The organism is Pseudomonas sp. 1 R 17 (genome assembly GCF_900067035.1).
Taxonomy (GTDB): Bacteria; Pseudomonadota; Gammaproteobacteria; order Pseudomonadales; family Pseudomonadaceae; genus Aquipseudomonas; species Aquipseudomonas marginalis.
This window is the reverse complement of record NZ_FKLB01000048.1, coordinates 1-23,902: the sequence shown is the minus strand read 5'-3', so window position 1 is coordinate 23,902 and position 23,902 is coordinate 1. Positions and strand designations below refer to the sequence as shown.

Genomic DNA, 23,902 nt, shown 5'->3' with positions numbered 1-23,902 from the left:
TGCTGGGGTTGATGGCATGAGTGACGAGTGGAAAGCGCCTGAAAAGGCTGAAAGCGGTGACGACAAGAGCTGGAAACTGCTGGAGAAGACGCTGCTGGCCAGTGTCCAGGAGCAACGCCGTGCGCGGCGCTGGGGGATTTTCTTCAAGTTGCTGACCTTCACTTACCTGTTGCTCATGCTGGCGCTGTTCAGCCCGCTGATGGACATGGAAAAGAGCGCGACCCGTGGCGCCAACTACACCGCGTTGATCGAAGTGCGGGGGGTGATTGCCGACAAGGAACCTGCCAGCGCCGACAATATCGTCAGCAGTCTGCGTGCCGCGTTTGAAGACCCCAAGGTCAAGGGCGTGATCCTGCGCATCAACAGCCCAGGCGGCAGCCCGGTGCAATCGGGTTATGTGTATGACGAGATTCGCCGCCTGCGCGGCCTGCACCCGGATATCAAGCTGTACGCGGTGATTTCCGACCTAGGGGCTTCGGGCGCGTATTACATTGCCAGTGCCGCCGACCAGATCTACGCCGACAAGGCCAGTCTTGTCGGCTCCATTGGTGTGACGGCGGCTGGCTACGGCTTTGTCGGTGCCATGGAGAAGCTGGGGGTTGAGCGTCGTACCTACAACTCGGGCGAGCACAAGTCGTTCCTTGATCCGTTCCAGCCGCAAAAGGCCGATGAAACCCAGTTCTGGCAAGGCGTGCTCGACACTACCCATCGCCAGTTCATCGCCAGCGTGAAGCAGGGCCGTGGGGATCGCCTGAAGGACAAAGATCATCCGGAGTTGTTCTCCGGGTTGGTGTGGTCGGGCGAGCAAGCATTGCCGCTGGGGCTGATCGATGGTTTGGGCAGTGCCAGTTCGGTAGCGCGGGATGTGGTCGGCGAGAAAGAACTGGTGGACTTCACCGTTGAAGAGTCGCCGTTTGATCGTTTCTCCAAGAAGCTCGGCGCCAGCGTGGCTGAGAAGCTGGCGCTGTACATGGGCTTCCAGGGCCCGGCGCTGCGCTGAGATTTTAGTCAGTATGGATAAATGTCGGAGGGGGCAAGCCGCCTCCCACATTTGGTTGTGTTCTTAAGGGATTTGCACGCCCTCGCTGAGTAGCATATCCACCAGCCGAATCAGCGGTAAGCCGACCAGGCTGGTTGCGTCCGGCCCTTCGGTGCTTTGGAACAAGCTCACGCCCAATCCTTCCGCCTTGAAGCTGCCCGCACAGTCATACGGCTGCTCGATCCGCAGGTAGCGCTCGATGCGCGCTGCATCCAGCTCGCGCATGTGCACGGTAAAGGGCACGCAGTCGACCTGGCAGTGCCCCGTCTCGCTGTTCAACAGGGCCAGGCCGGTGAGGAAGCTGACACGCTTGCCACTGGCGGCCAATAACTGCTCGCGCGCATTTTCGAAGGTGTGAGGCTTGCCGATGATGCGGCCTTTCAGCGCGGCGACCTGGTCTGAGCCGATGATCAGGTGTCCCGGGTGGCTGGCGGCGAGGGCGCGGGCCTTTGCTTCGGCCAGGCGCTTGACCAGTTCGATGGCGGACTCATGTGCAGCATGGCTTTCGTCGATATCCGGCGAGCTGCAGATGAATGGCAGGTGCAGGCGGCTGAGCAATTCCCGGCGATAAACCGAGCTGGAAGCGAGTAATAAAGGCAGCATATACGTCTCCTCAAGGCAGCCGCCGATTCTAGCGGGGCGACCGGCCGACGCACAGGGCTGAATTTCCTTTGACATGGCTGGGTGCATCCCTATAATGCTGCGCCTATGTTGAATGACCCGATTCCACCTCACGTTGACCCGCGCAAATTGGCTGATCGTGGCACTTCCCTTCAAGGTGAGTTGCTGCTGGCCGATTTGGAGAGACTCTGCGACCCGCTTTCCGACACTGTCGGTACGGTGCAGGCCAAATTCGTTTTTGAACGAGATGAACGTAAATCTGTGGTAATTCACAGTTTTATCGACACCGAGGTCAAAATGGTTTGCCAGCGTTGTCTTGAGCTGGTCACCCTGCCGATTCACAGCGAGTGCAGTTATGCTGTGGTAAAGGAGGGTGCGAATACCCAGTCGTTGCCGAAAGGTTATGACGTGCTGGAACTGGGCGAAGATCCTTTGGATCTGCATGCACTGATCGAGGAGGAGCTTCTGCTCGCCTTGCCCATTGTGCCTGCTCATCATCCGGAAGAATGCCAGCAGCCGGCGGGTCTCGATGACGAGTCCGAACCGAGCGAGGACGAGGTAACGCGGTCCAACCCGTTCAGTGTATTGGCGCAGTTAAAGCGTGACCCAAACGTTTAGGAGTTAATCAATTATGGCTGTTCAGCAGAACAAAAAATCCCGCTCTGCCCGTGACATGCGTCGTTCCCACGATGCCCTGACGGCAAGCACTCTGTCTGTAGAAAAAACCACCGGTGAAATTCACCTGCGTCACCACGTATCGCCAGAAGGCGTATACCGTGGCCGTAAAGTGATCGACAAGGGCGCTGACGAGTAATCACTTGTCTGCTCAAGTCATCGCGATTGACGCAATGGGCGGGGACTTCGGTCCCCGCAGCATTGTTCAGGCCTGCATTGCCAGCCTGTCTGCCACGCCCTCGCTGCATCTGACCCTCGTCGGTCAACCCTCCCTCCTTGAAGAATTGATTGCCAGCCATCCGGCGGTGGATCGCGCGCGCCTGACGATTACGCCAGCCAGCGAAACCATCACCATGGATGAGAAACCGGCGACAGCCCTGCGTGGCAAGCCTGACTCGTCGATGCGGGTGGCCTTGGAGCTGCTGCGTGATGGCAAGGTGCAAGCCTGTGTCAGTGCCGGCAACACCGGCGCCCTGATGGCGTTGTCGCGGCATGTGCTCAAGACGCTGCCTGGCATTGATCGGCCGGCAATGGTGGCGGCGATTCCGACGCAGAAGGGCTATTGCCAGTTGCTGGACCTGGGGGCGAACGTCGATTGCAGTGCCGAGCACCTGTTCCAGTTTGCCGTGATGGGCTCGGTGGCCGCCGAAGCGCTGGGCGTGGCCCGGCCGCGGGTGGCCTTGCTGAATATCGGCACCGAAGACATCAAGGGCAACCAGCAGGTCAAGCTTGCCGCCACCTTGCTGCAAGGTGCGCGAGGCCTGAACTACATCGGATTTGTCGAGGGTGATGGGTTGTACCGAGGCGAGGCGGATGTGGTGGTGTGCGACGGGTTTGTCGGCAATATCCTGCTCAAGTCCAGTGAAGGCCTGGCGACCATGATCGCCTCGCGTATCGAGGCCTTGTTCAGGCGTAACCTGGTATCGCGCCTGGTGGGCGCCCTGGCGCTGCCGTTGATGCGTCGCCTGCAGGCCGATCTGGCCCCGGCGCGGCATAATGGTGCGAGCTTCCTGGGGTTGCAGGGCATCGTGGTGAAAAGCCACGGTTCGGCCGGGGTCGAAGGCTTCCAGAGTGCGATTGCGCGGGCGGTGATCGAGATCCAGGAAAACCTGCCGCAACGCTTGCACGGCCGTCTCGAGGACCTGTTGCCTTAGGCGAATCGGCCGGGGAATGCTTAAATGTGACCGGCCAGTTCAATTGACCATCCAATCTGTCAGTTTCGTGCGCTCCCACCGAGGAGCGACCATTTCCGACGACCAGATCATTAGGGGCTTGTTACATGTCTACATCCCTCGCATTCGTCTTTCCAGGGCAGGGTTCGCAGTCCCTCGGCATGTTGGCCGAGCTGGGCGCGCAATACCCGCTGATCCTGGACACGTTCAAGGAAGCTTCCGAGGCCCTGGGTTACGACCTGTGGGCGCTGACCCAACAGGGGCCGGAAGAGCAGCTCAATCAAACCGATAAAACCCAGCCAGCCATCCTGACCGCTTCGATAGCCCTGTGGCGCTTGTGGTTGGCCGAAGGCGGTGCGCGTCCGGCTTTCGTGGCCGGTCATAGCCTGGGCGAATACAGCGCCCTGGTGGCGGCGGGCAGCCTGACCCTTGCTGAAGCGGTCAAGCTGGTCGAGCGTCGTGGACAGCTGATGCAGGAAGCCGTTCCGGCCGGGCAGGGCGGCATGGCCGCTATCCTGGGGCTGGACGATGCCGTCGTGATCGAAGCCTGCGCCGAAGCGGCCCAGGGCGAAGTAGTCAGCGCGGTAAACTTCAACTCCCCAGGCCAGGTGGTGATCGCCGGTGCCAGGGCGGCCGTCGAGCGTGCCATCGAAGGCTGCAAGGCGCGGGGTGCCAAGCGTGCATTGCCGTTGCCGGTGAGCGTGCCGTCGCACTGCGAGCTGATGCGCCCGGCTGCCGAGCGTTTTGCCGAGTCCATCGCTGCCATCAACTGGCAGGCGCCACAGATCCCGCTGGTGCAGAACGTCAGCGCAGCCGTGGCCGCCGACCTCGACACCCTCAAGCGCGACCTGCTGGAGCAACTCTACAAGCCTGTGCGCTGGGTCGAGTCGGTCCAGACCCTGGCCGCCAATGGCGCCACCGAGCTGGTCGAGTGCGGCCCGGGCAAAGTCCTGGCTGGCCTGAACAAACGCTGCGCCGACGGCGTGTCGACTGCCAACCTCAATACCCCGGATGCCTTCGCTGCCGCTCGTGCGGCGCTGGCCTGACCCCCGAACTTAGGAGAAGCCTGCATGAGTCTGCAAGGTAAAGTTGCACTGGTTACCGGCGCGAGCCGTGGCATTGGCCAGGCCATCGCCCTGGAACTGGGCCGTCAGGGCGCCGTCGTGATCGGCACCGCCACTTCTGCTTCGGGCGCCGAGCGTATCGCCGCGACCCTGAAGGAAAACGGCGTTCAAGGCACCGGCCTTGAGCTGAACGTGACCAGCGATGAGTCCGTGGCTGCCGTACTGGCCGAGATCACCGCACAGTTCGGTGCGCCGGCAATTCTGGTGAACAACGCCGGTATCACCCGCGATAACCTGATGATGCGCATGAAAGACGACGAATGGTACGACGTGGTCGATACCAACCTGAACAGTCTGTTTCGCCTGTCCAAGGGGGTTTTGCGCGGCATGACCAAGGCCCGTTGGGGTCGAATTATCAATATTGGCTCCGTAGTGGGTGCCATGGGCAACGCAGGCCAAGTAAACTATGCAGCCGCCAAGGCCGGCCTGGAAGGTTTCAGCCGTGCATTGGCGCGTGAAGTCGGTTCGCGGTCGATTACGGTCAACTCGGTGGCCCCAGGGTTCATCGACACCGATATGACCCGCGAACTGCCGGAAGCACAGCGGGAAGGCTTGCTGACGCAGATTCCGCTGGGCCGTCTGGGCCAGGCTCAAGAGATCGCGAATGTGGTCGCTTTCCTGGCATCCGACGGTGCGGCATACGTGACTGGGGCTACAATCCCGGTGAACGGCGGGATGTACATGAGCTAAATTGTGACGGATCGCTTCAAAAAAATGTCATACGAGCTGTCTAAAATCCGTTATAAAGCTGCAACTTAATTTATAGGCAGGTGGCAAACCGGGTACAGGGTGAAGCTTTCAGTTGAAAAGCTGAAAAGGCTTTCTATACACTTACCCACTGGCCAGCTGCCTGAATTTGTCCATTAGGAGTTAAACAAGGTATGAGCACCATCGAAGAGCGCGTCAAGAAAATCGTTGCCGAGCAACTGGGCGTCAAAGAAGAAGAAGTGGTCAACACTGCTTCCTTCGTAGAAGACCTGGGTGCCGATTCCCTTGACACCGTTGAGCTGGTGATGGCTCTGGAAGAGGAATTCGAGACCGAAATCCCGGACGAAGAAGCTGAAAAAATCACTACTGTTCAAGCTGCTATCGACTACGTTACGAACCACCAGGCGTAATAGTTTGTAGTCGTCGCCTGCTGTTAGGGAAAAACCGCACTGCTGTAACGGCGTGCGGTTTTTTCTTTAGCGCTGATGAAAGTAAGCTCTGAAGCAAAGTGTCGTCATTAGAAAAAGGAGAGTGCTGTGTCGCGTAGACGCGTCGTAGTCACCGGTATGGGTATGTTGTCGCCACTGGGTACGGATGTGCCGAGCAGTTGGCAGGGCATTCTGGCTGGCCGCAGTGGTATTGGTCTGATCGAACACACGGACCTTTCTGCCTATTCCACCCGTTTTGGCGGCTCGGTAAAGGGGTTCAATGTCGAGGAATATCTCTCGATCAAAGAGTCCCGCAAGCTCGACCTGTTCATTCAATACGGCCTGGCAGCCGGTTTCCAGGCAGTGCGTAACGCTGGCCTGGAAGTGACCGACGCCAACCGTGAGCGCATCGGCGTGGCCATGGGTTCGGGTATTGGCGGTTTGACCAATATCGAAGAAACCAGCCGCACGCTGCATGATTCCGGCCCTCGTCGAATTTCACCGTTCTTCGTGCCTGGCTCGATCATCAATATGATTTCCGGTTTCCTGTCCATCCACTTGGGGGCGCAGGGGCCTAACTACGCGATTGCTACCGCGTGCACCACGGGTACCCACTGCATCGGCATGGCGGCGCGTAACATCGCCTATGACGAAGCCGACGTGATGATCGCCGGTGGTGCTGAAATGGCCGCCTGTGGCCTGGGAATGGGCGGCTTTGGCGCCTCCCGTGCACTGTCGACCCGCAATGACGAGCCGACCCGTGCCAGCCGTCCGTGGGACAAGGGCCGTGACGGCTTTGTACTGGCCGACGGCGCCGGTGCCCTGGTGCTCGAAGAGTTGGAACACGCCAAGGCGCGTGGTGCCACCATCTATGCCGAGTTGATCGGGTTTGGCATGAGTGGCGACGCCTATCACATGACCTCGCCACCGTCCGACGGTGCCGGCGCTGCGCGTTGCATCACCAACGCCTTGCGCGATGCCAAGGTCAACCCGGACCAGGTGCAGTACATCAATGCCCATGGCACCTCGACCCCGACGGGCGACCTGGCGGAAGCCGAAGCCATCAAGTCGGTGTTCGGCGCGCACGCCTACAAGCTGGCGGTCAGTTCTACCAAGTCCATGACCGGCCACCTCTTGGGTGCGGCGGGCGCGGTAGAAGCGATCTTCAGCGTGATGGCCATCAAGGACCAGGTCGCTCCGCCGACCATCAACCTCGATGAGCCGGACGAAGGCTGCGACCTGAACTTCGTGCCGCATGAGCCGCAACAGATGCCGATCGACGTTGCGATTTCCAACTCGTTCGGCTTCGGTGGCACCAACGGTTCCTTGGTGTTCCGCCGGTTCGCCGAGTGATGCACAGCTGGGTCGACGGTCAGCCAGGGGGCAGCGTGCCCCTGAAAGATCGCGGCCTGGCGTACGGTGATGGCCTGTTCGAGACCATCGCCGTCAAGGCCGGGCAGCCCGTGCTGCTTGACCGTCACCTGCAACGCCTGGATGAGGGCTGCAGGCGCCTCGCTCTCGTTGTGGATCAGGTGCTGGTCCGCAGCGAAGTGCAGGCCTATGCCGCCGCTCTCGGCGACGGTGTCCTCAAGCTGATCCTCACCCGCGGCGACAGCCTGCGCGGTTATGGCATCAACCCCGAGGCGCCAGTGCGTCGTATCTTGCAGGGCAATCCGCCTGCTACCTATCCCCAGGCCCATGGAGCCGACGGTGTTCGTCTGTTTGCGTGCGCCACCCGCCTGGCCGAGCAGCCGCTGCTGGCCGGTCTCAAGCACCTCAATCGCCTCGAGCAGGTGATCGCCCGTGCGGAATGGCAGGATGCCGAATATGCCGAAGGGTTGATGCTGGATGTGTCCGGGCGTGTCATCGAAGGCGTATTCAGCAACCTGTTCCTGGTAAGTAATGGCTTGTTACTAACCGCCGATCTGAATCGTTGCGGCGTTGCAGGCGTCATGCGCGCCGAGATTCTGGCTCAGGCGAGCGCCCTGGGCATCCCGGTAGCCGTGGCTGACATCAGCCTTGAGCAATTGCGGGAGGCTGACGAAGTCTTTATGTGCAACAGCGTATATGGCATTTGGCCGGTGCGTGGGTGCGCTGCGATGAGCTGGTCGGTTGGGCCGCTCACCCGTAAACTGCAGGGCATTGTTCGCGCGCTATTGGATATTTGAGTTGATACGAAAACTGGTTGTACTGCTGCTGATCGGTCTGTTCTCGGCGGCTTTGCTGTTGGGGTTTTCCGCGTGGAAATATGACGCTGCCTTGAAGCAGCCGTTGAATCTGACCCAGGAGCAATTGCTCGATGTGCCGGCCGGGGCGACGCCCACCGGGACCTTCAATCGCCTGGAAGCCGATGGCGTGCTCGACGGCGCGTTCTGGTTGCGCCTGTATTGGCGCTTCAACCTGGACGGTCAACCGCTGCACAGCGGTGAATACCGCATGACCCCGGGCATGACCGCCGAAGGCCTGATCGGCCTGTGGCAGCGCGGCGAAGTGGTGCAATACAGCCTGACGCTGGTGGAGGGCTGGAATTTCCGCCAGGTGCGTTCGGCCCTGGCCAAGCATGAAAAGATCGTGCAGACCCTGGCGGGCCTGAGTGACAGCGAAGTGATGGACAAGCTCGGCCATCCTGGCGTGTTCCCCGAAGGTCGGTTCTTCCCGGATACCTACCGCTTCGTGCGCGGCATGACCGATGTCGAGTTCCTGAAGAAAGCCTATAACCGCCTGGATGATGTCCTCGCCCAGGAGTGGAGCAAGCGTGCTGCCGACGCGCCCTATACCGACCCCTATCAAGCCTTGATCATGGCCTCCCTGGTGGAGAAAGAGACCGGTGTGCCGGAAGAGCGCGGGCAGATTGCCGGGGTATTCGTACGCCGCCTGAAGATCGGCATGCTGCTGCAGACCGACCCCACCGTGATCTACGGCCTGGGCGAGCGCTACAACGGCAAGTTGACCCGTGCGCACCTCAAGGAAGCCAACCCCTATAACACCTACATGGTGGCCGGCCTGCCGCCGACACCCATCGCCATGGTCGGCCGCGAGGCGATCCATGCCGCGTTGAACCCGGTGCCGGGCAGCAGCCTGTATTTCGTCGCCCGTGGCGACGGCAGCCATATTTTCTCCGATGACCTGGGTGCGCATAATGCCGCTGTGCGTGAGTTCCAGCTCAAGCGCCGTGCCGATTACCGCTCAAGCCCGGCACCGCTGGTAAAACCGCCGGAAGACGTAGCGCCGCCTGCTGATGCACCCGCCGAGCCCGCGCCGGATGACGCCGCGCCGCAAAGCCCGCAATGACTCTGACTAAGGACTGCCTGTGACTGGCTTGTTTATTACCCTGGAAGGCCCCGAAGGCGCCGGCAAAAGCACCAACCGCGATTACCTGGCCGGCCGCTTGCGCGCTGAAGGTGTCGAGGTGGTGTTGACCCGTGAGCCCGGCGGTACACCCCTGGCCGAGCGCATCCGTGACGTGTTGCTGGCCCCAGGCGAAGAACAGATGAACCCGGACACCGAGCTGCTGCTGGTGTTCGCTGCCCGTGCCCAGCACCTGGCCGAGGTGATTCGTCCGGCCCTGGCCCGCGGTGCCGTGGTGATCTGCGACCGTTTTACCGATTCCACGTATGCCTACCAGGGCGGTGGCCGGGGTTTGTCCCTGGCGCGTATCGCCACGTTGGAAACCTTTGTGCAGGGTGATCTACGTCCCGACCTTACCCTGTTGTTCGACCTGCCGGTGGCAGTGGGCATGGCCCGCGCCAGCGCCCGTGGGCGTCTCGACCGTTTCGAACTGGAAGGCCAGGGTTTTTTCGATGCTGTGCGCAGCGCGTTCCTCAGGCGCGCCCAGGCGGAACCGGCGCGCTACCACCTGCTGGACGCAGCCCAGCCGTTGACGCAGGTGCAGCAGGCCATCGACGCCCTGTTACCCAAGCTGTTGGAGCGCGCCCGTGGCTGAAGCCTACCCATGGCAGGACAGTCTCTGGCAGCAGTTGGCCGGCCGTGCCCAGCACGCCCACGCCTATCTGCTGCACGGGCCGATCGGGATTGGTAAGCGCGATCTGGCTGAGCGACTCATGGCCAGCCTGCTGTGCCAGCGCCCGGTCAACCTTGAAGCCTGCGGCGCGTGCAAATCCTGCCTGTTGCTCAAGGCCGGCAGCCACCCGGACAACTACCTGCTCGAACCCGAGGAAGCCGACAAGGCGATCAAGGTCGACCAGGTGCGTGACCTCGTCAGTTTCGTGGTGCAGACCGCGCAGATGGGCGGGCGCAAGGTGGTGCTGATCGAGCCGGTGGAGGCCATGAACGTCAACGCTGCCAACGCCTTGCTCAAGAGCCTGGAAGAACCCTCCGGCGACACGGTGCTGTTGCTGGTGAGCCACCAGTCCAGCCGCTTGTTGCCGACCATTCGCAGCCGGTGCGTACAGCAGGCCTGCCCGTTGCCCAGTGAAGCCATGAGCCTGCAATGGCTGGCGAAGGCGCTGCCGGATTGCTCCGCAGAGGAGCGGATCGAGTTGCTGACCCTGGCGGCCGGTTCCCCGCTGGCGGCCGTCAAGCTGCAAGCCCAAGGCGTACGTGAGCAACGCGCCCTGGTTGTGGATGGGGTGAAAAAACTGCTCAAGCAAGAGCTGTCCGCCACCCAGTTGGCTGAAAGCGCCTGGAAGGACATTCCCTTGCTGCTGCTGTTCGACTGGTTCTGTGACTGGTCGAGCCTGATCCTGCGCTACCAGTTGACCCAGGACGAAAACGGCCTGGGCCTGCCGGATATGCGCAAGGTGGTGCAATACCTCGCGCAGAAAAGTGCCCAGGACAAGGTGCTGACTATCCAGGACTGGATCCTCGCCCAGCGCCAGAAGGTGCTCGGCAAGGCCAACCTCAACCGCGTGCTGTTGCTTGAAGCGCTGCTGGTGCAGTGGGTCGGCTTGCTCGGCCGCCGTTAATTTCCTTGGCCGACGGGTGTATCGTTGGCCAGACACTTTCCGTGACCTAAGTCGTAATTTCCTATGCTTGTAGATTCCCATTGCCACCTTGATCGCCTTGACCTCGCCCAACACGGCGGCTCCCTGGATGCTGCCCTCGACGCTGCACGCCAGCGTGGGGTAGGGCATTTCCTGTGCATTGGCGTCAGCGCCGACAATGCTGCCGACGTCAAAACCCTGGCCGAGCGTTATGCCGATGTGGATTGCTCGGTGGGTATCCACCCGCTGGACCTCAAGCCTGGCGAAGCCCCGGCCCTCGACTGGCTGCTGGGCGAACTCAATCACCCGCGAGTGGTGGCCATTGGCGAAACCGGCCTGGACTACCATTACGAGCCGGAAGCCGCCGAGTTGCAGCAGGCCTCGTTTCGCCTGCACTTACAGGCCGCCGGGCAAACCGGCAAGCCGGTGATCGTCCACACCCGTGGTGCCCGTGCCGACACCCTGGCCCTGTTGCGCGAAGCCGCGTTGCCCCAGGCCGGCGTGTTGCATTGCTTTACCGAGGATTGGGACATGGCCAGGGCAGCGCTCGACCTGGGCTTCTATATTTCCCTGTCGGGCATTGTCACTTTCCGCAATGCCGATGCCCTGCGCGACGTGGCGCGCCAAGTGCCAGCCGACCGCCTGCTGGTGGAAACCGATTCGCCGTACCTGGCGCCGATTCCCCATCGTGGCAAACCGAACCTGCCCGAATATGTACGGGATGTGGCGGACTACCTGGCGATGCTGCGCGGTGAGTCCTATGAGCGCTTTGCCGAGCAGACCACCGAGAACTTCAAGCGCCTGTTCCCGCTGGCCCACGTCGCCGCATGACACGACTGAATCGCAGGCAAAAAAAACCCGGGTTCTGGGGGGTGAATCCGGGTTAAGACCATTAGGAGTAAAACAAGGGCACACAGTCCGTCGGTACCCAGGTCGGCGCTTCACTTGGGGGAGATGTCACGCCGACAGTTCAAGTATTGATCAGTATCTGATTCAGTCCAGTCGCGACTGATCGTTTTTTAAACAGATTTGGAATACATGCGCTTCGCTTGAGTTCTCATTGGGCAGATGCACGGGTGCAGTTTTTGCGTATTATTTCTGACTGATAGGCATGAAAACGTTGGCGCCTTGAAAGTAAAGTGCAGGGCGGGTTCACATAGACGTTGCCCAACGACCGCTCAGTCGGGATAATCCCTCGCACTGGGTAAATCGTATCGCCATGTATTCGTGGCCCTGCGCAGCCCTCCCTATTCCGACCTTTGCAGACCTCTTCCTCATGCACAAAGAACCCCGTAAGGTCCGTGAGTTTCGCCGCCGTGAGCAGGAAATTCTCGACACCGCACTCAAGTTGTTCCTCGAACAAGGCGAAGACAGCGTCACCGTCGAGATGATCGCGGATGCCGTGGGTATCGGCAAAGGCACGATCTACAAGCACTTCAAGTCCAAGGCCGAGATCTACCTGCGCCTGATGCTCGACTACGAGCGCGACTTGAACGAGCTGCTGCATTCGGCCGATGTCGACAAGGACAAGGAAGCGCTGTCCCGCGCCTACTTCGAGTTCCGCATGCGCGACCCGCAGCGCTACCGCCTGTTCGACCGCCTGGAAGAGAAGGTGGTCAAGGGCCATCAAGTGCCGGAGATGGTCGAGGAGCTGCACAAGATCCGCGCCTCGAACTTCGAGCGCCTGACCCTGCTGATCAAGGGCCGCATCAGCGAAGGCAAGCTTGAAGACGTACCGCCGTATTTCCACTACTGCGCCGCCTGGGCCTTGGTGCACGGCGCCGTGGCGCTGTACCACTCGCCGTTCTGGAGCAATGTGCTGGAAGACCAGGAAGGTTTCTTCCAGTTCCTGATGGATATCGGTGTGCGCATGGGCAACAAGCGCAAGCACAGCTCCGAGCCGGCACTGGTTGAAGCGGCCCCCGTCGAAACCCCGGCCACGTAATGATTTGCTGCCAGGCGCAGTAACCCAGGAATATACTCAGGCAAGGATATTGCTAAAAGCTGATTTATCAGTCAGTTTTTAGCACGCCCGAATCATCCTCTGCCGGAGTGATCCATGATCGTTGATCGTCAAGGCAGGCGTTTTCGCAATTTGCGGATCAGCCTGACCTCAGCCTGCAATTACGCGTGTACCTACTGCGTGCCGAACGGCAAGCGGCTGGTGGCTGCCCAGGACGAACTCTCGGCCGAGGCCATGGCCCGTGGCGTGGCCTACCTGATCGAGGCGGCGGGCATCGAGCGCTTGCGCATCACCGGTGGCGAGCCGCTGGTCAGCCCCAAGCTGGAAGCCTTCATGGGCGCCGTGGGCGGCATGGGCCTCAGCGACATCAGCCTGACCACCAACGGCCAGTTGCTGGCGCGCAAACTGCCGCTGCTGGTGGATGCGGGGATTCGGCGTATCAACGTCTCCCTCGATACCCTGGATGCCGGCGCCTTTCGCAGCATCGCCCGTGGCGGCGACCTGGCGACCGTGCTCGATGGCATGGACCAGGCGCGTGCTGCCGGGATCAAGATCAAGGTCAACATGGTGCCGTTGCGCGGCCAGAACCTCGACCAGGTGATGCCGCTGCTCGACTACTGTCTGGAGCGTGGCTACGAGCTGCGTTTTATCGAGTTGATGCGCATGGGCCACCTGGCCAAGGACTCCAATGCATTCCTGCAGCAGTTCGTCAGCCTGCAACAACTGCTCGGCCTGATCGGCGAACACCACGAATACCTGCAAGCCAACGCTCCCGTGGATGCCACGGCGGTACGCTACGAAGTGCCGGGCAAAGGCTTCTTCGGCGTGATCGCCAACGAAAGCGTACCGTTCTGCCGCACCTGTTCACGGCTGCGCTTGTCGTCGACCGGCTGGCTGCATGGCTGCCTGTCGTCGAGCAACCGTCACTATGTCGGCGACCTGTTGGACAAGCCTCGCCACCAGGCGCTGCCGGCCCTGCAAGGCCTGCTGATGAAGGCCCTGGGCGATAAACAGGAAGTGGCGTTCTCCGGCGGCGCGACGATCATGAAGATCATCGGCGGATAATGCTTTCCCAAGATTAGACATCATCCAATGTGGGAGGGAGCAAGCCCCCTCCCACATTTAGTTCTGCGTTGTTTCCAAATGGCGCGGATTCTGCATCTCGTGTCCATTCGCCGGTTTTCCGTCACCGGCTTCTGGAGGATTAGGATGCGTAGTCTGGTTTTGTTGCTGGCGTCGTTGACGCTGAGTGGTTGCATGACCGTCAGCGATATGGCCGAAGGCACCCGTTATCAGATGAGCGACGCCGGGTTGCTGGACCACAGCGACACTCGTCGTACCGCCTCGGTGCGCATACAGCCGGATTCCTTTGTCTTTATCGCCCAGGGTGCATTTGTACCGCCCGGCAGCGCCTACCCGCGGCCGAATGTGGTGGCCGAGGAAGCCTTCAACGGTTTCGTCGAATACTTCCCCATGGTGCGTCGTGCTCGTCAGCCGGAAGGCCTGGAGCAGGCGATGGCCGAGGCCCGTGCGGCGGGTGCCCACTACCTGCTGTACTGCCGTTTCGCCAAGGCCGATGACCGTATCGGCAACGCCGACGAATGGGCTGATCAAGAGGCGCTGGACCGGCTTGGCCTGGACAACGGGGTAATCCAGATCATGTTGATCGAGACCAGCACCCAGTATTTGATTGATACTGCACGTATTCGCAGTCGTGGCGGTTTACTGACGTTCCACGACAACAAGCCAGAAGACCTGATTGCCCGCCCCTTGGCGCAGTACGCCCGAGGCCTGTTGGGCATGGGCGATCAGTAACACCAAGGAGAACACCATGACCGATTCCGCCAAGGCCAACGATCTGTTGGCTCAGTTGCCCAAGGGCAAGGGACCGGCGCCGGTGCATCTGTGGAACCCGGATTTCTGCGGCAACATCGACATGCGCATCGCCCGTGACGGCACCTGGTTCTACCAGGGCACGCCGATCGGGCGTAAGCCGATGGTCAAATTGTTTTCTAATATCATCCGCCGAGATGGCGATGATTACTTCCTGATCACCCCAGTGGAAAAAGTCGGTATCACCGTCGATGATGCGCCCTTTGTCGCGGTTACTCTCGACGTCGAAGGGCAGGGCGAAAGCCAGGTGCTGCGTTTCACCACCAACGTCGACGAGCAGGTTGCAGCCGATATTGAGCATCCACTGCGGGTGGTGATCGATCCCGTCACCCAGGAACCGTCCCCCTATCTGCGCGTGCGTACCAACCTCGAAGCTCTGGTGCATCGCAATGTGTTCTACCAATTGGTGGAGTTGGCAGTGAGTCGCCCGATCAATGGTCAGAACTGGCTTGGCGTATGGAGCGGCGGCGAGTTTTTCCGTATTGGCCTGGAGCCGTGAGACCGGTTTTTTCATCTCCCTGAAATAATTCGCTTGCTGCAAATGGCCGCTTTCGGTTATCAATTTGTACATGATTAGACATGTCCGATTTGATAAGAAAAAACGCGTCGTCGACGAGCTCATCCGCCGTATCGAGGGAGGGGTGATGGCCGACGGTTTCCTGTTGCCGGGCGAGCATCAACTGGCTGAAGAGTTTGCGGTCAGCCGGGGCACGCTGCGTGAAGCCCTCGCCGAACTCAAAAGGCGCAATTACATCGCGACCCAGAGCGGCGTGGGCTCCATCGTCACATTTGATGGCATGGCGCTGGATCAAACCAGCGGTTGGGCCCAGGCCCTGGCGGACACCGGGGCCCTGGTGACCACCGATATTCTGCGCCTGGAAGCGGTGACGCGCGCCGATCTGTTCAGTCGCTTCGGCACCGACCAATTTATCGCCCTCGACCGCCGTCGCCGCACGACTGATGGCACGGCCGTTTCCCTTGAGCGCTCGCTGATGCCCGCGTCCGGTGGCCTGGAAAGCCTGCCGCGCGTTGGGCTGATCGATAATTCCCTGACCATCACCCTGGCAGCCTACGGTTACGTCGGTGCCGAAGGTGACCAATGGATCGGCGCCGAGCCCCTCAGCGATGAAGATGCCGAGTTGCTTGGCCGCCCGGTGGGCACGGTGTTCCTCAAGGCCTCGCGCACCACCTACGATCGCCGCGAGCGCTTCATGGAGTACGTCGAAAGCCTGCTCGACCCTCTGCACTTTCGCCTGCACCTGCAGTTTGGATCTTCAAAATGACCCCCAATACCCGCGCCCTCGGCGCTTTCTACGGCCTGGCGTTGGGCGATGCCCTGGGCATGCCCACCCAATCCCTGAGCCGTGAGCAAGTGCAACAGCGCTTTGGTGCCATTACCGGCCTGGAAAATGCCGACGCCGACCAACCCATCGCGCCCAATATGCCGGCGGGCTCCATCACCGATGACACCGAGCAAGCGATCCTGGTCGGTGAGCTGCTGGTCGAGGGCCGAGGCAAGATCGACCCCGCCGTGCTCGCCCGGCGCCTGATCGATTGGGAAGCGGTGATGCGCGCCAAGGGCTCCCAGGATCTGCTCGGCCCGTCGACCAAGCGTGCAATCGATATGATCCTCAACGGCCATACCCCGGAAGAATCCGGGCGCTACGGCACCACCAATGGCGCCGCCATGCGCATCACCCCAGTGGGAATCGCCGCCGATGTCAGCGACCCGGCGCGATTTATCCAGGCGGTGATCCAGGCCTGCCAGGTCACCCACAACACCAACCTGGGCATCTCCAGCGCCGCGGCAGTGGCGGCGGTGGTGTCCGCGGGCATCAACGGTGTGGACTTGGGTGAAGCCTTGAATATCGGCACCCAGGTGGCTCAACAGGCGGAAGGCCATGGCCATTGGATTGCCGGCGGGCGCATCTCCACCCGTATCAGTTGGGCGCGCACCCTGAGCGTCGGCAGCGGCGACACAGCCCTGTTCGCCGACCTGCTGTATGAATTGATTGGCACCTCCGTCGCCTCCCAGGAGTCGGTGGTGGTGTCGTTTGCCCTCGCCCAGCAAGTGGCAGTGGGGGCCATGAACGCGTTCGAAGCCCTGTGCCTGGCTGCCAGCCTGGGCGGCGATACCGACACGATTGCCGCGATGCTCGGCGCGATGCTCGGTGCCTGCCTCGGCCTGCAGTGCTGGCCCGAATCGATGATCAAACAGGTCAAGCAGGTCAACGGCCTCGATCTGCAGCCGCTGGTTCAAGGCTTGCTCGCATTGCGCTGAGTCAGGAAGACCGCGTATCCGCCACAACCACAACAATACAGGCACCAGGAGCACCACTCATGAGCAGCACTTCTTCCGGCCAAAGCGCCGGGCAATTGGAAACCCGCGGTATCGAACCGGTCCCTGAAGGCGAGTGCAACGGCCATCCACTGCAACTGTTCTGGGTGTGGTTCGCCGCCAATATCAGCATCCTCGGCCTGCCCCTCGGCGCCACCCTCGTGGCGTTTCGCGGCCTGGCCATCTGGCAGGCGATCATCGTCGCGATCCTAGGTGCTGCCGGCTCGTTCGCCGTGGTGGGCATCATCTCCATCGCCGGCCGTCGCGGCCGTGCCCCCAGCCTGACCTTGTCCCGCGCCATCTTCGGCGTGCGCGGCAATATCGGCCCGACGCTGGTGTCGTTGATGTCGCGCCTGGGCTGGGAAACCGTCAACACCACCACGGCGGCCTTCGTGTTGCTGTCGTTGTGTTCGATTCTGTTCGGCTCTGCGGTGGAAGCGAAAAGCGCACCGGTCCTCACCCTGATCTTCATCGGCATGTTCGTGTTGCTGACCTTGGCCGTATCGGGCCTGGGCCACGCCACCTTGCTGGTGATCCAGAAGTGGGCCACCTACGTGTTCGGCGCGTTGAATATCCTGGTGGGCGGTTTCCTCTGCGCCACCATCGACTGGAGTGCGGTGTTCAACGCCACCCCGGCTCCCCTGAGCGCGATGATCATCGGCATCGGCACCATGGCCGCCGGTACCGGTATCGGCTGGGCCAACGCCGGTGCCGACATGTCGCGCTACCAGCACCGCAGCGTCACGGCCGTGCGCCTGGTGGCGTCGGCGGCATTTGGTGCGGGCATTCCGCTGGTGTTGCTGATTACCCTCGGCGGCCTGCTGTCGGTCGGCAACAACGACCTGGCCGCGGCCACTGACCCGATCATCGCGATCCGCGACATGCTGCCCACCTGGATGGCGGTGCCGTACCTGATCACCGCGTTTGGCGGGCTGCTGCTGTCGAACAACCTGTCGGTGTATTCGGCCGGCCTCACCACCTTGACCCTTGGCCTGAAGGTCAAGCGCGTGCATGCGGTGATCGTCGACATCGTGGCGATCTTCGCCGGTTCCATCTACTTCATGCTGATCGCCGACAGTTTCTACGGCCCGTTCATCACCTTCATCTCGTTGCTGGCGGTGCCGATCACCGCGTGGGTGGGGATCTTCGTGGTCGACCTGATCCATCGTCACTACTACAGCCCCAAGGACCTGCTGGACGTGAGCCCAAGCAGCGCCTACTGGTATCGCGGCGGTGTGGAATGGCGTGCCTTCGGCGCCTGGGCCGTGGCCATCGTGCTGGGTTTCAGCTTCACCACCATTGGCACCACTGCCGAGAACATCTGGTTCGCCGGGCCGTTGTCCGACTCCTGGCTGGGCCACAATGGCCTGGGCTGGATCGTCACTTTCCTGGTTGCCGGTGGGATTTATGCGGTACTGGGCGGCGCGGCTGACCGTCGTCCGGCGTTGGTAGAGAGCCCTAATGTCTAGATTGCTGCACACCGGCCAGGTCATCGTCGACCTGGTCATGGCCCTCGACACCTTGCCTGCGACCGGCGGCGACGTGCTGGCCAAGTCCGCCAGCTTCGAAGCCGGCGGTGGTTTCAACGTGATGGCGGCGGCGCGGCGCAATGGCTTGCCGGTGGTCTATCTGGGCCGTCACGGCACTGGCCGCTTCGGCGACCTGGCCCGCGCAGCGATGCAGGCCGAGGGCATTGACATGGCCCTGGCGGCCAGCAGCGCAAAGGACACTGGCTTGTGCGTGTCCCTGACCGAAGCCACTACCGAGCGCACGTTCATTTCCCATATCGGCGTCGAGGGTGAACTCAGCCAGGAGGATTTGACCACCGTCGTACCGCGTGTCGACGACTACGTCTACGTCAGTGGCTACAGCCTGCTCCTGGAAGGCAAGGCCCAGGCGCTGATCGACTGGCTGCTGGCACTGCCCCGGGAAGTCGTGGTGGTGTTCGATCCGGGGCCGCTGGTCAAAGCGCCGGATTCGGCCTTGATGGGTGCGCTGTTGCCACGTATCGATATCTGGACCAGCAATGGTCCTGAAGCCTTGGCGTTTACCGGCGCGGCGGACATCGCTGCAGCGTTGCCGGCGCTCAGCCAGCACCTGCGCGCCGAGACGCTATTGGTGGTGCGTGACGGACCGAATGGCTGCTGGGTGGGGCGTGCGGGTCAGATCGAGCATGTGCCGGGCTTCAAGGTGCAGGCGGTGGATAGCAATGGCGCGGGCGATGCGCATGCGGGCGTGTTTATTGCGGGGTTGGCGGCTGGGTTGAAACCTGCTGCGGCAGCACAGCGGGCGAACGCAGCGGCGGCCCTGGCGGTGACGCGTTGGGGCCCGGCAACTTCCCCAGGCACCGCTGAAGTCGACGCATTACTTACTGACTGAAGATAGGCCCAAGCATGTGAGAGGAAGGCTTACTCCCTCTCACATTGGGTTTTATATGAGGACTACTGGCGCGTCTCACCTTCGAGTTTGCGCGCCTCGTCCACACCCGACGCCGTCAACTTGATCGGCAGATTCAGCGAGTATTCACCGGCGTCGTCGGTGGTCACATGCCCATCCTTGATCAACCCGCGGTCTTGCAGAAATGCCAACGCACTGGCGACCACTTTCTCTCCGCGGTAGTTATCCAGCACTTCCTTGCCCAGCCCCTGAGGATGAGCGTGCAGCAGGCGGGTGAGGACTTCTTTTTCAAGGTCTTTATCGACGTTCATGCGTACCTCTTCATTGGGGAATGATCGGGTGTTGCGATTGCATTTGATGCGTCAAGGCGCAGGCTGTTTCGGCGCGCCCGGCAGGTTCGAGTCATCGCCTTTATTGATCTTCGGCTCATTCACCGAAGGGCCCATTTTGCCGTTGCCGACGGCCGCTGGCGCCTGGCGTTGGGTATCGTGACCCTGGGTATGCGGGTCGGCACCATTGGTGTTATCGATGACCGCACCGCCGTTGGTGTCCAGGCCGGTGCCCATGGATTTCTGCGATTCGGTGGTGGCGTCCGGGTTGGTAGGGCCGGTGGACGACGTGGCAGCGAAACCACTCAGCGAAACCGAAGACAACAGGCCAGCAAATGCGAGGGCGGCAAACTTGGAATGCTTCATGAGGGTGTCTCCATATGATTGATGTCCTTACCCTCTATTGGTCAGTTGTGCCTTGATGATCGTGCCTGGGTGGCGACGAACGGTGCCGTGGCACCTGTAAGATTTTGTGTGTCGGTTGCCGGGCTCCCCATAAATTGCACTGCAATCAGTCATCAAAGCGCCTTAGTATGTGTGCTTTGAAATTGCCCAAGGCTCGCCCATGACCATCGAGATTCGCCCCGCCGTGCCCAGCGATGCTGCGCAGATCCTGACTTTCATCACCGAACTCGCCGAGTACGAGAAAGCCCGGCATGAAGTGATCGCCAGCGTGGTGGACATCCAGCGCAGCCTGTTCAGCGAGGGCGCCACCGCCCATGGCCTGATCTGCTCGCGGGATGGCTTGCCGATTGGGTTTGCGGTGTTCTTTTTCAGCTATTCCACGTGGCTGGGCAGCAACTGCCTGTACCTGGAAGACTTGTATATCAACCCGGAACAACGTGGCGGTGGGGCGGGCAAGAAGCTGTTGCGTCATTTGGCGAAGATTGCCTTTGATAACGGGTGCGCGCGCTTCGAGTGGAGCGTGCTGGACTGGAACGAGCCGGCGATTGCCTTTTATAAATCCATCGGCGCCCAGCCGCAGGAGGAGTGGGTGCGCTATCGCATGGAAGGTGATGCGCTGCGGGATTTTGCTCTCGGCTGAAGCCACCTTCTTGAACACACTGTAGATCAAATGTGGGAGGGGGCGTGCTCCCGATAGCGGTGAATCAGTCAGCCTTTCTGTAGCTGACGTGCCGCTATCGGGAGCAAGCCCCTCCCACATTATTTTTTGATTTTACTCACTATGTGGGATGCAAATTTATATATTGAGATGTTTCAAATGATGGGTTTATAGTCGTCTGCATCAGCACTCACTGCCAAAAATAAAACAGGTGACGCGATGCAGCCCCAACCGTTGTCATTACCCGCCGTGCCCGAGCCAACCTACGGCGAGCGCCTGAAGAACAAGGTGGTGATCATCACCGGCGCCGCCCAGGGCATTGGTGAGGCGATCGTCGCGTGTTTCCAGGCCCAGCAGGCGCGCCTGGTGATTGCGGATATCCAGGGCGAAAAGGTCGAGAAAGTCGCTGCCCACTGGCGCGAACGCGGCGCCGAGATCTACGCCCAACCCGTCGATATCACCTCCAAAGCGCAATGGCTGGCGTTGGTCAATGTGGCCATTGAGCGCTTCGGCCGGGTGGATGTGCTGGTCAATTGCGCCGGGGTCAACGTGTTCCGCGACCCGTTGGAGATGAGCGACGAAGACTGGCGCCGTTGCTTCGCCATTGACCTCGACGGCGCCTGGTATGGCTGCCGCACGGTGTTGCCGCACATGCTCGAGCAGGGCATCGGCAACATCATCAATATCGCCTCCACCCATTCCAGCCACATCATTCCCGGCTGCTTCCCTTACCCCGTGGCCAAGCACGGCCTGCTCGGCCTTACCCGCGCCCTTGGCATCGAATACGCGCCCAAGGGCATCCGCGTGAATGCCATCGCCCCGGGCTATATCGAAACCCAGCTCAACGTCGACTACTGGAACCGTTTCCCCGACCCTCACGCCGAACGCCAGCGTGCGTTCGACCTGCACCCGCCCAAGCGCATCGGCCAGCCCATCGAGGTGGCGATGACGGCGCTGTTCCTGGCCACCGACGAGGCGCCCTTTATCAATGCCACCTGCCTGATGATCGATGGCGGGCGGTCGGTGATGTACCACGACTAGAACTTGCCACTCCCAATAACAACAAGAGGTGCCGTTCATGAAAAAAGCAATACGCGTACTGGCAGCTGCCGCCGTGCTCAGCGGCCTCAGTACTTTCGCATTTGCCGAGGAAGTGAAGATCGGCTTCCTGGTCAAGCAGGCCGAGGAGCCGTGGTTCCAGACCGAATGGGCCTTTGCCGAAAAAGCCGGCAAGGAACATGGCTTTACCGTGATCAAGATCGCCGTGCCCGATGGCGAGAAAACCCTCTCGGCCATCGACAGCCTGGCCGCCAACGGCGCCAAGGGCTTTGTGATCTGCCCGCCGGATGTGTCCCTGGGCCCGGCCATCGTCGCCAAGGCCAAGGCCAACGGCCTGAAAGTGATTGCCGTGGATGATCGCTTTGTCGACGCCAAGGGCAACTTCATGGAAGACGTGCCGTACCTGGGCATGGCCGCGTTTGAAGTGGGCCAGAAACAAGGCGCGGCCATGGCCGCCGAAGCGAAAAAACGCGGTTGGGACTGGAAGGACACCTACGCGGTGATCAACACCTTCAATGAACTCGACACCGGCAAAAAACGCACCGATGGCTCGATCAAATCCCTGGAAGAAGCCGGCATTCCCAAGGACCATATCCTCACCGCCGCGCTGAAAACCCTCGACGTCCCCGGCAGCATGGACGCCACCAACTCGGCCCTGGTCAAGCTGCCCAGCGGCGCGAAAAACCTGATCATCGGCGGCATGAACGACAACACCGTGCTCGGCGGCGTGCGCGCCACTGAAAGCGCCGGTTTCGCCGCCGCCAATGTGATCGGCATCGGCATCAATGGCACCGACGCCATCGGCGAATTGAAGAAGGCCAACAGCGGCTTCTTCGGCTCCATGCTGCCAAGCCCGCACATCGAAGGCTACAACACCGCGCTGATGATGTACGAGTGGGTCACCAAGGGCACCGAACCGCCGAAGTACACGGCCATGGATGAAGTGACCCTGATCACCCGCGCCAACTTCCAGGAAGAACTGACCAAGATCGGGCTGTGGAAATGACGGCGGCGGCCCTGCGTTTCGACGCTATCGGCAAAACCTTTCCCGGGGTCAAGGCGCTGGACGGCATCAGCTTCACCGCCCACCCGGGGCAGGTGCACGCCCTGATGGGCGAGAACGGTGCGGGCAAGTCGACGCTGCTGAAGATCCTCGGCGGCGCCTATATTCCCAGCAGCGGCACGGTGCAGATCGGCGCGCAGACCATGGCGTTCAAATGCGCCGCCGACAGCATCGCCAGCGGCGTGGCGGTGATCCACCAGGAGCTGCACCTGGTGCCGGAAATGACCGTCGCCGAAAACCTGTTCCTCGGGCATTTGCCCTCGCGCTTCGGCGTGGTCAACCGGGGCCTGTTGCGCAAGCAGGCCCTGGCTTGCCTCAAGGGCCTGGCGGATGAAATCGACCCCGAGGAAAAACTCGGGCGCCTGTCCCTGGGCCAGCGCCAACTGGTGGAAATTGCCAAGGCGCTGTCCCGTGGCGCCCATGTGATTGCCTTCGACGAACCGACCAGCAGCCTGTCGGCGCGGGAGATCGACCGCTTGATGGCGATCATTACGCGCCTGCGGGACGAGGGCAAAGTGGTGCTCTACGTGTCGCACCGCATGGAAGAGGTGTTCCGCATCTGCAACGCGGTCACGGTGTTCAAGGACGGCCGTTACGTGCGCACCTTCGACGACATGAGCGCGTTGACCCACGACCAGTTGGTGACCTGCATGGTCGGCCGCGACATCCAGGACATCTACGACTACCGCCCGCGCGAGCACGGTGAGGTGGCGCTCAAGGTCGACGGTTTGCTGGGTCCGGGTTTGCGTGAGCCGGTCAGTTTTGAGGTGCGCAAGGGCGAGATTCTCGGTCTGTTCGGCCTGGTGGGGGCAGGGCGCACGGAGTTGTTCCGTTTGCTCAGCGGCTTGGAACGCGCCAGCGCCGGCAGCCTTGAGTTATGCGGGGAGGCCCTGCAACTGCGCTCACCCCGCGACGCCATCGCCGCCGGTGTGCTGCTGTGCCCGGAAGATCGCAAGAAGGAAGGCATCATTCCGCTGTCCAGCGTCGCCGAGAACATCAATATCAGCGCCCGTGGAGCCCACTCTTCGTTCGGCTGGTTGCTGCGCGATGGCTGGGAGAAGGGCAATGCCGACCAGCAGATCAAGGC

28 protein-coding genes are annotated in these 23,902 nt (G+C 61.3%); 25 read left to right on the top strand and 3 right to left on the bottom strand.

Going from position 1 to position 23,902, the window contains the following annotated elements; all coding sequences use genetic code 11:
- The first annotated feature begins 16 nt into the window (after positions 1-16).
- Positions 17-1,000: a S49 family peptidase gene (locus BFP99_RS16940; protein ID WP_027607802.1), complete on the top strand. Its 984-nt coding sequence runs from the start codon at positions 17-19 to the stop codon at positions 998-1,000.
- 63 nt (positions 1,001-1,063) lie between these two features.
- Here BFP99_RS16940 and BFP99_RS16935 read toward each other — a convergent pair whose 3' ends face one another.
- Complete coding sequence (locus BFP99_RS16935; RefSeq protein ID WP_065926167.1) at positions 1,064-1,642, bottom strand: Maf family protein; 579 nt, start codon at positions 1,640-1,642, stop codon at positions 1,064-1,066.
- A gap of 105 nt (positions 1,643-1,747) precedes the next feature.
- On the opposite strand from BFP99_RS16935, the gene BFP99_RS16930 reads away from it, so the two are divergent.
- From BFP99_RS16930 to BFP99_RS16835, 20 genes are all read left to right on the top strand, one after another.
- Positions 1,748-2,278, top strand: a complete 531-nt coding sequence (locus BFP99_RS16930; RefSeq protein ID WP_027607804.1) for a YceD family protein — start codon at positions 1,748-1,750, stop codon at positions 2,276-2,278.
- Positions 2,279-2,291: 13 nt separating this feature from the next.
- Positions 2,292-2,474, top strand: coding sequence for a 50S ribosomal protein L32 (rpmF, locus tag BFP99_RS16925; protein ID WP_008152339.1), 183 nt, complete (start codon positions 2,292-2,294; stop codon positions 2,472-2,474).
- A gap of 4 nt (positions 2,475-2,478) precedes the next feature.
- Positions 2,479-3,489, top strand: coding sequence for a phosphate acyltransferase PlsX (plsX, locus tag BFP99_RS16920; protein WP_074847485.1), 1,011 nt, complete (start codon positions 2,479-2,481; stop codon positions 3,487-3,489).
- 125 nt (positions 3,490-3,614) lie between these two features.
- Positions 3,615-4,553, top strand: coding sequence for an ACP S-malonyltransferase (gene fabD, locus BFP99_RS16915; RefSeq protein ID WP_065926165.1), 939 nt, complete (start codon positions 3,615-3,617; stop codon positions 4,551-4,553).
- Between the two features lie 24 nt (positions 4,554-4,577).
- The gene (fabG, locus tag BFP99_RS16910; protein ID WP_065926164.1) at positions 4,578-5,321 is read left to right on the top strand and encodes a 3-oxoacyl-ACP reductase FabG; all 744 of its coding nucleotides are present in this window, start codon (positions 4,578-4,580) and stop codon (positions 5,319-5,321) included.
- A gap of 191 nt (positions 5,322-5,512) precedes the next feature.
- Positions 5,513-5,749, top strand: a complete 237-nt coding sequence (acpP, locus tag BFP99_RS16905; RefSeq protein ID WP_003442511.1) for an acyl carrier protein — start codon at positions 5,513-5,515, stop codon at positions 5,747-5,749.
- Between the two features lie 126 nt (positions 5,750-5,875).
- Entirely contained in the window at positions 5,876-7,120 is a 1,245-nt protein-coding gene (fabF, locus tag BFP99_RS16900) for a beta-ketoacyl-ACP synthase II (RefSeq protein WP_065926163.1), read from the top strand.
- Positions 7,120-7,935, top strand: a complete 816-nt coding sequence (pabC, locus tag BFP99_RS16895) for an aminodeoxychorismate lyase (protein WP_065947757.1) — start codon at positions 7,120-7,122, stop codon at positions 7,933-7,935. Before fabF ends, pabC begins: the two co-directional genes overlap by 1 nt.
- Position 7,936: 1 nt before the next feature.
- Positions 7,937-9,058 (top strand): endolytic transglycosylase MltG, encoded by a 1,122-nt coding sequence (gene mltG / locus BFP99_RS16890; RefSeq protein ID WP_065947756.1) that lies wholly within the window; start codon positions 7,937-7,939, stop codon positions 9,056-9,058.
- A 19-nt stretch (positions 9,059-9,077) separates the two neighbouring features.
- Positions 9,078-9,710 carry a dTMP kinase gene (gene tmk, locus BFP99_RS16885; RefSeq protein WP_065947755.1) on the top strand — a complete coding sequence of 211 codons (633 nt, stop codon included), beginning with the start codon at positions 9,078-9,080 and terminating at the stop codon, positions 9,708-9,710.
- The gene (locus tag BFP99_RS16880; RefSeq protein WP_065947754.1) at positions 9,703-10,692 is read left to right on the top strand and encodes a DNA polymerase III subunit delta'; all 990 of its coding nucleotides are present in this window, start codon (positions 9,703-9,705) and stop codon (positions 10,690-10,692) included. The genes tmk and BFP99_RS16880 overlap by 8 nt, the downstream gene beginning before the upstream one ends.
- 63 nt (positions 10,693-10,755) lie before the next feature.
- Positions 10,756-11,541, top strand: a complete 786-nt coding sequence (locus BFP99_RS16875) for a TatD family hydrolase (RefSeq protein WP_065947753.1) — start codon at positions 10,756-10,758, stop codon at positions 11,539-11,541.
- Positions 11,542-11,986: 445 nt separating this feature from the next.
- Complete coding sequence (locus BFP99_RS16870) at positions 11,987-12,655, top strand: TetR/AcrR family transcriptional regulator (RefSeq protein ID WP_027607814.1); 669 nt, start codon at positions 11,987-11,989, stop codon at positions 12,653-12,655.
- A gap of 114 nt (positions 12,656-12,769) precedes the next feature.
- A complete protein-coding gene (locus BFP99_RS16865; RefSeq protein WP_065926347.1) occupies positions 12,770-13,738 on the top strand; it encodes a GTP 3',8-cyclase MoaA in 969 nt (322 codons plus the stop codon).
- A 144-nt stretch (positions 13,739-13,882) separates the two neighbouring features.
- Complete coding sequence (locus tag BFP99_RS16860) at positions 13,883-14,488, top strand: DUF4823 domain-containing protein (RefSeq protein WP_027607816.1); 606 nt, start codon at positions 13,883-13,885, stop codon at positions 14,486-14,488.
- 16 nt (positions 14,489-14,504) lie between these two features.
- Complete coding sequence (locus BFP99_RS16855; RefSeq protein ID WP_065947752.1) at positions 14,505-15,065, top strand: DUF1285 domain-containing protein; 561 nt, start codon at positions 14,505-14,507, stop codon at positions 15,063-15,065.
- 70 nt (positions 15,066-15,135) lie between these two features.
- Positions 15,136-15,849, top strand: a complete 714-nt coding sequence (locus tag BFP99_RS16850; protein ID WP_051429403.1) for a GntR family transcriptional regulator — start codon at positions 15,136-15,138, stop codon at positions 15,847-15,849.
- On the top strand, positions 15,846-16,847 hold the full coding sequence (locus BFP99_RS16845; RefSeq protein ID WP_065947751.1) for an ADP-ribosylglycohydrolase family protein: 1,002 nt from the start codon (positions 15,846-15,848) through the stop codon (positions 16,845-16,847). Before BFP99_RS16850 ends, BFP99_RS16845 begins: the two co-directional genes overlap by 4 nt.
- Positions 16,848-16,906: 59 nt before the next feature.
- Positions 16,907-18,373: a purine-cytosine permease family protein gene (locus tag BFP99_RS16840; protein WP_065926344.1), complete on the top strand. Its 1,467-nt coding sequence runs from the start codon at positions 16,907-16,909 to the stop codon at positions 18,371-18,373.
- A complete protein-coding gene (locus BFP99_RS16835; protein WP_065947750.1) occupies positions 18,366-19,283 on the top strand; it encodes a PfkB family carbohydrate kinase in 918 nt (305 codons plus the stop codon). Before BFP99_RS16840 ends, BFP99_RS16835 begins: the two co-directional genes overlap by 8 nt.
- Before the next feature lie 62 nt (positions 19,284-19,345).
- Here BFP99_RS16835 and BFP99_RS16830 read toward each other — a convergent pair whose 3' ends face one another.
- A complete protein-coding gene (locus BFP99_RS16830; protein ID WP_027607822.1) occupies positions 19,346-19,612 on the bottom strand; it encodes a hypothetical protein in 267 nt (88 codons plus the stop codon).
- Between the two features lie 51 nt (positions 19,613-19,663).
- The gene (locus BFP99_RS16825; protein ID WP_027607823.1) at positions 19,664-19,996 is read right to left on the bottom strand and encodes a hypothetical protein; all 333 of its coding nucleotides are present in this window, start codon (positions 19,994-19,996) and stop codon (positions 19,664-19,666) included.
- A 199-nt stretch (positions 19,997-20,195) separates the two neighbouring features.
- On the opposite strand from BFP99_RS16825, the gene BFP99_RS16820 reads away from it, so the two are divergent.
- From BFP99_RS16820 to BFP99_RS16805, 4 genes are all read left to right on the top strand, one after another.
- Positions 20,196-20,675, top strand: a complete 480-nt coding sequence (locus BFP99_RS16820) for a GNAT family N-acetyltransferase (RefSeq protein ID WP_027607824.1) — start codon at positions 20,196-20,198, stop codon at positions 20,673-20,675.
- A 237-nt stretch (positions 20,676-20,912) separates the two neighbouring features.
- Positions 20,913-21,734, top strand: a complete 822-nt coding sequence (locus tag BFP99_RS16815) for an SDR family oxidoreductase (protein WP_065947749.1) — start codon at positions 20,913-20,915, stop codon at positions 21,732-21,734.
- 37 nt (positions 21,735-21,771) lie between these two features.
- Positions 21,772-22,758 carry a substrate-binding domain-containing protein gene (locus tag BFP99_RS16810; RefSeq protein ID WP_065926341.1) on the top strand — a complete coding sequence of 329 codons (987 nt, stop codon included), beginning with the start codon at positions 21,772-21,774 and terminating at the stop codon, positions 22,756-22,758.
- Positions 22,755-23,902 (top strand): ATP-binding cassette domain-containing protein (locus BFP99_RS16805; RefSeq protein WP_065946556.1); only part of this gene is annotated, 1,148 nt, incomplete at its 3' end. The genes BFP99_RS16810 and BFP99_RS16805, both read left to right, overlap by 4 nt.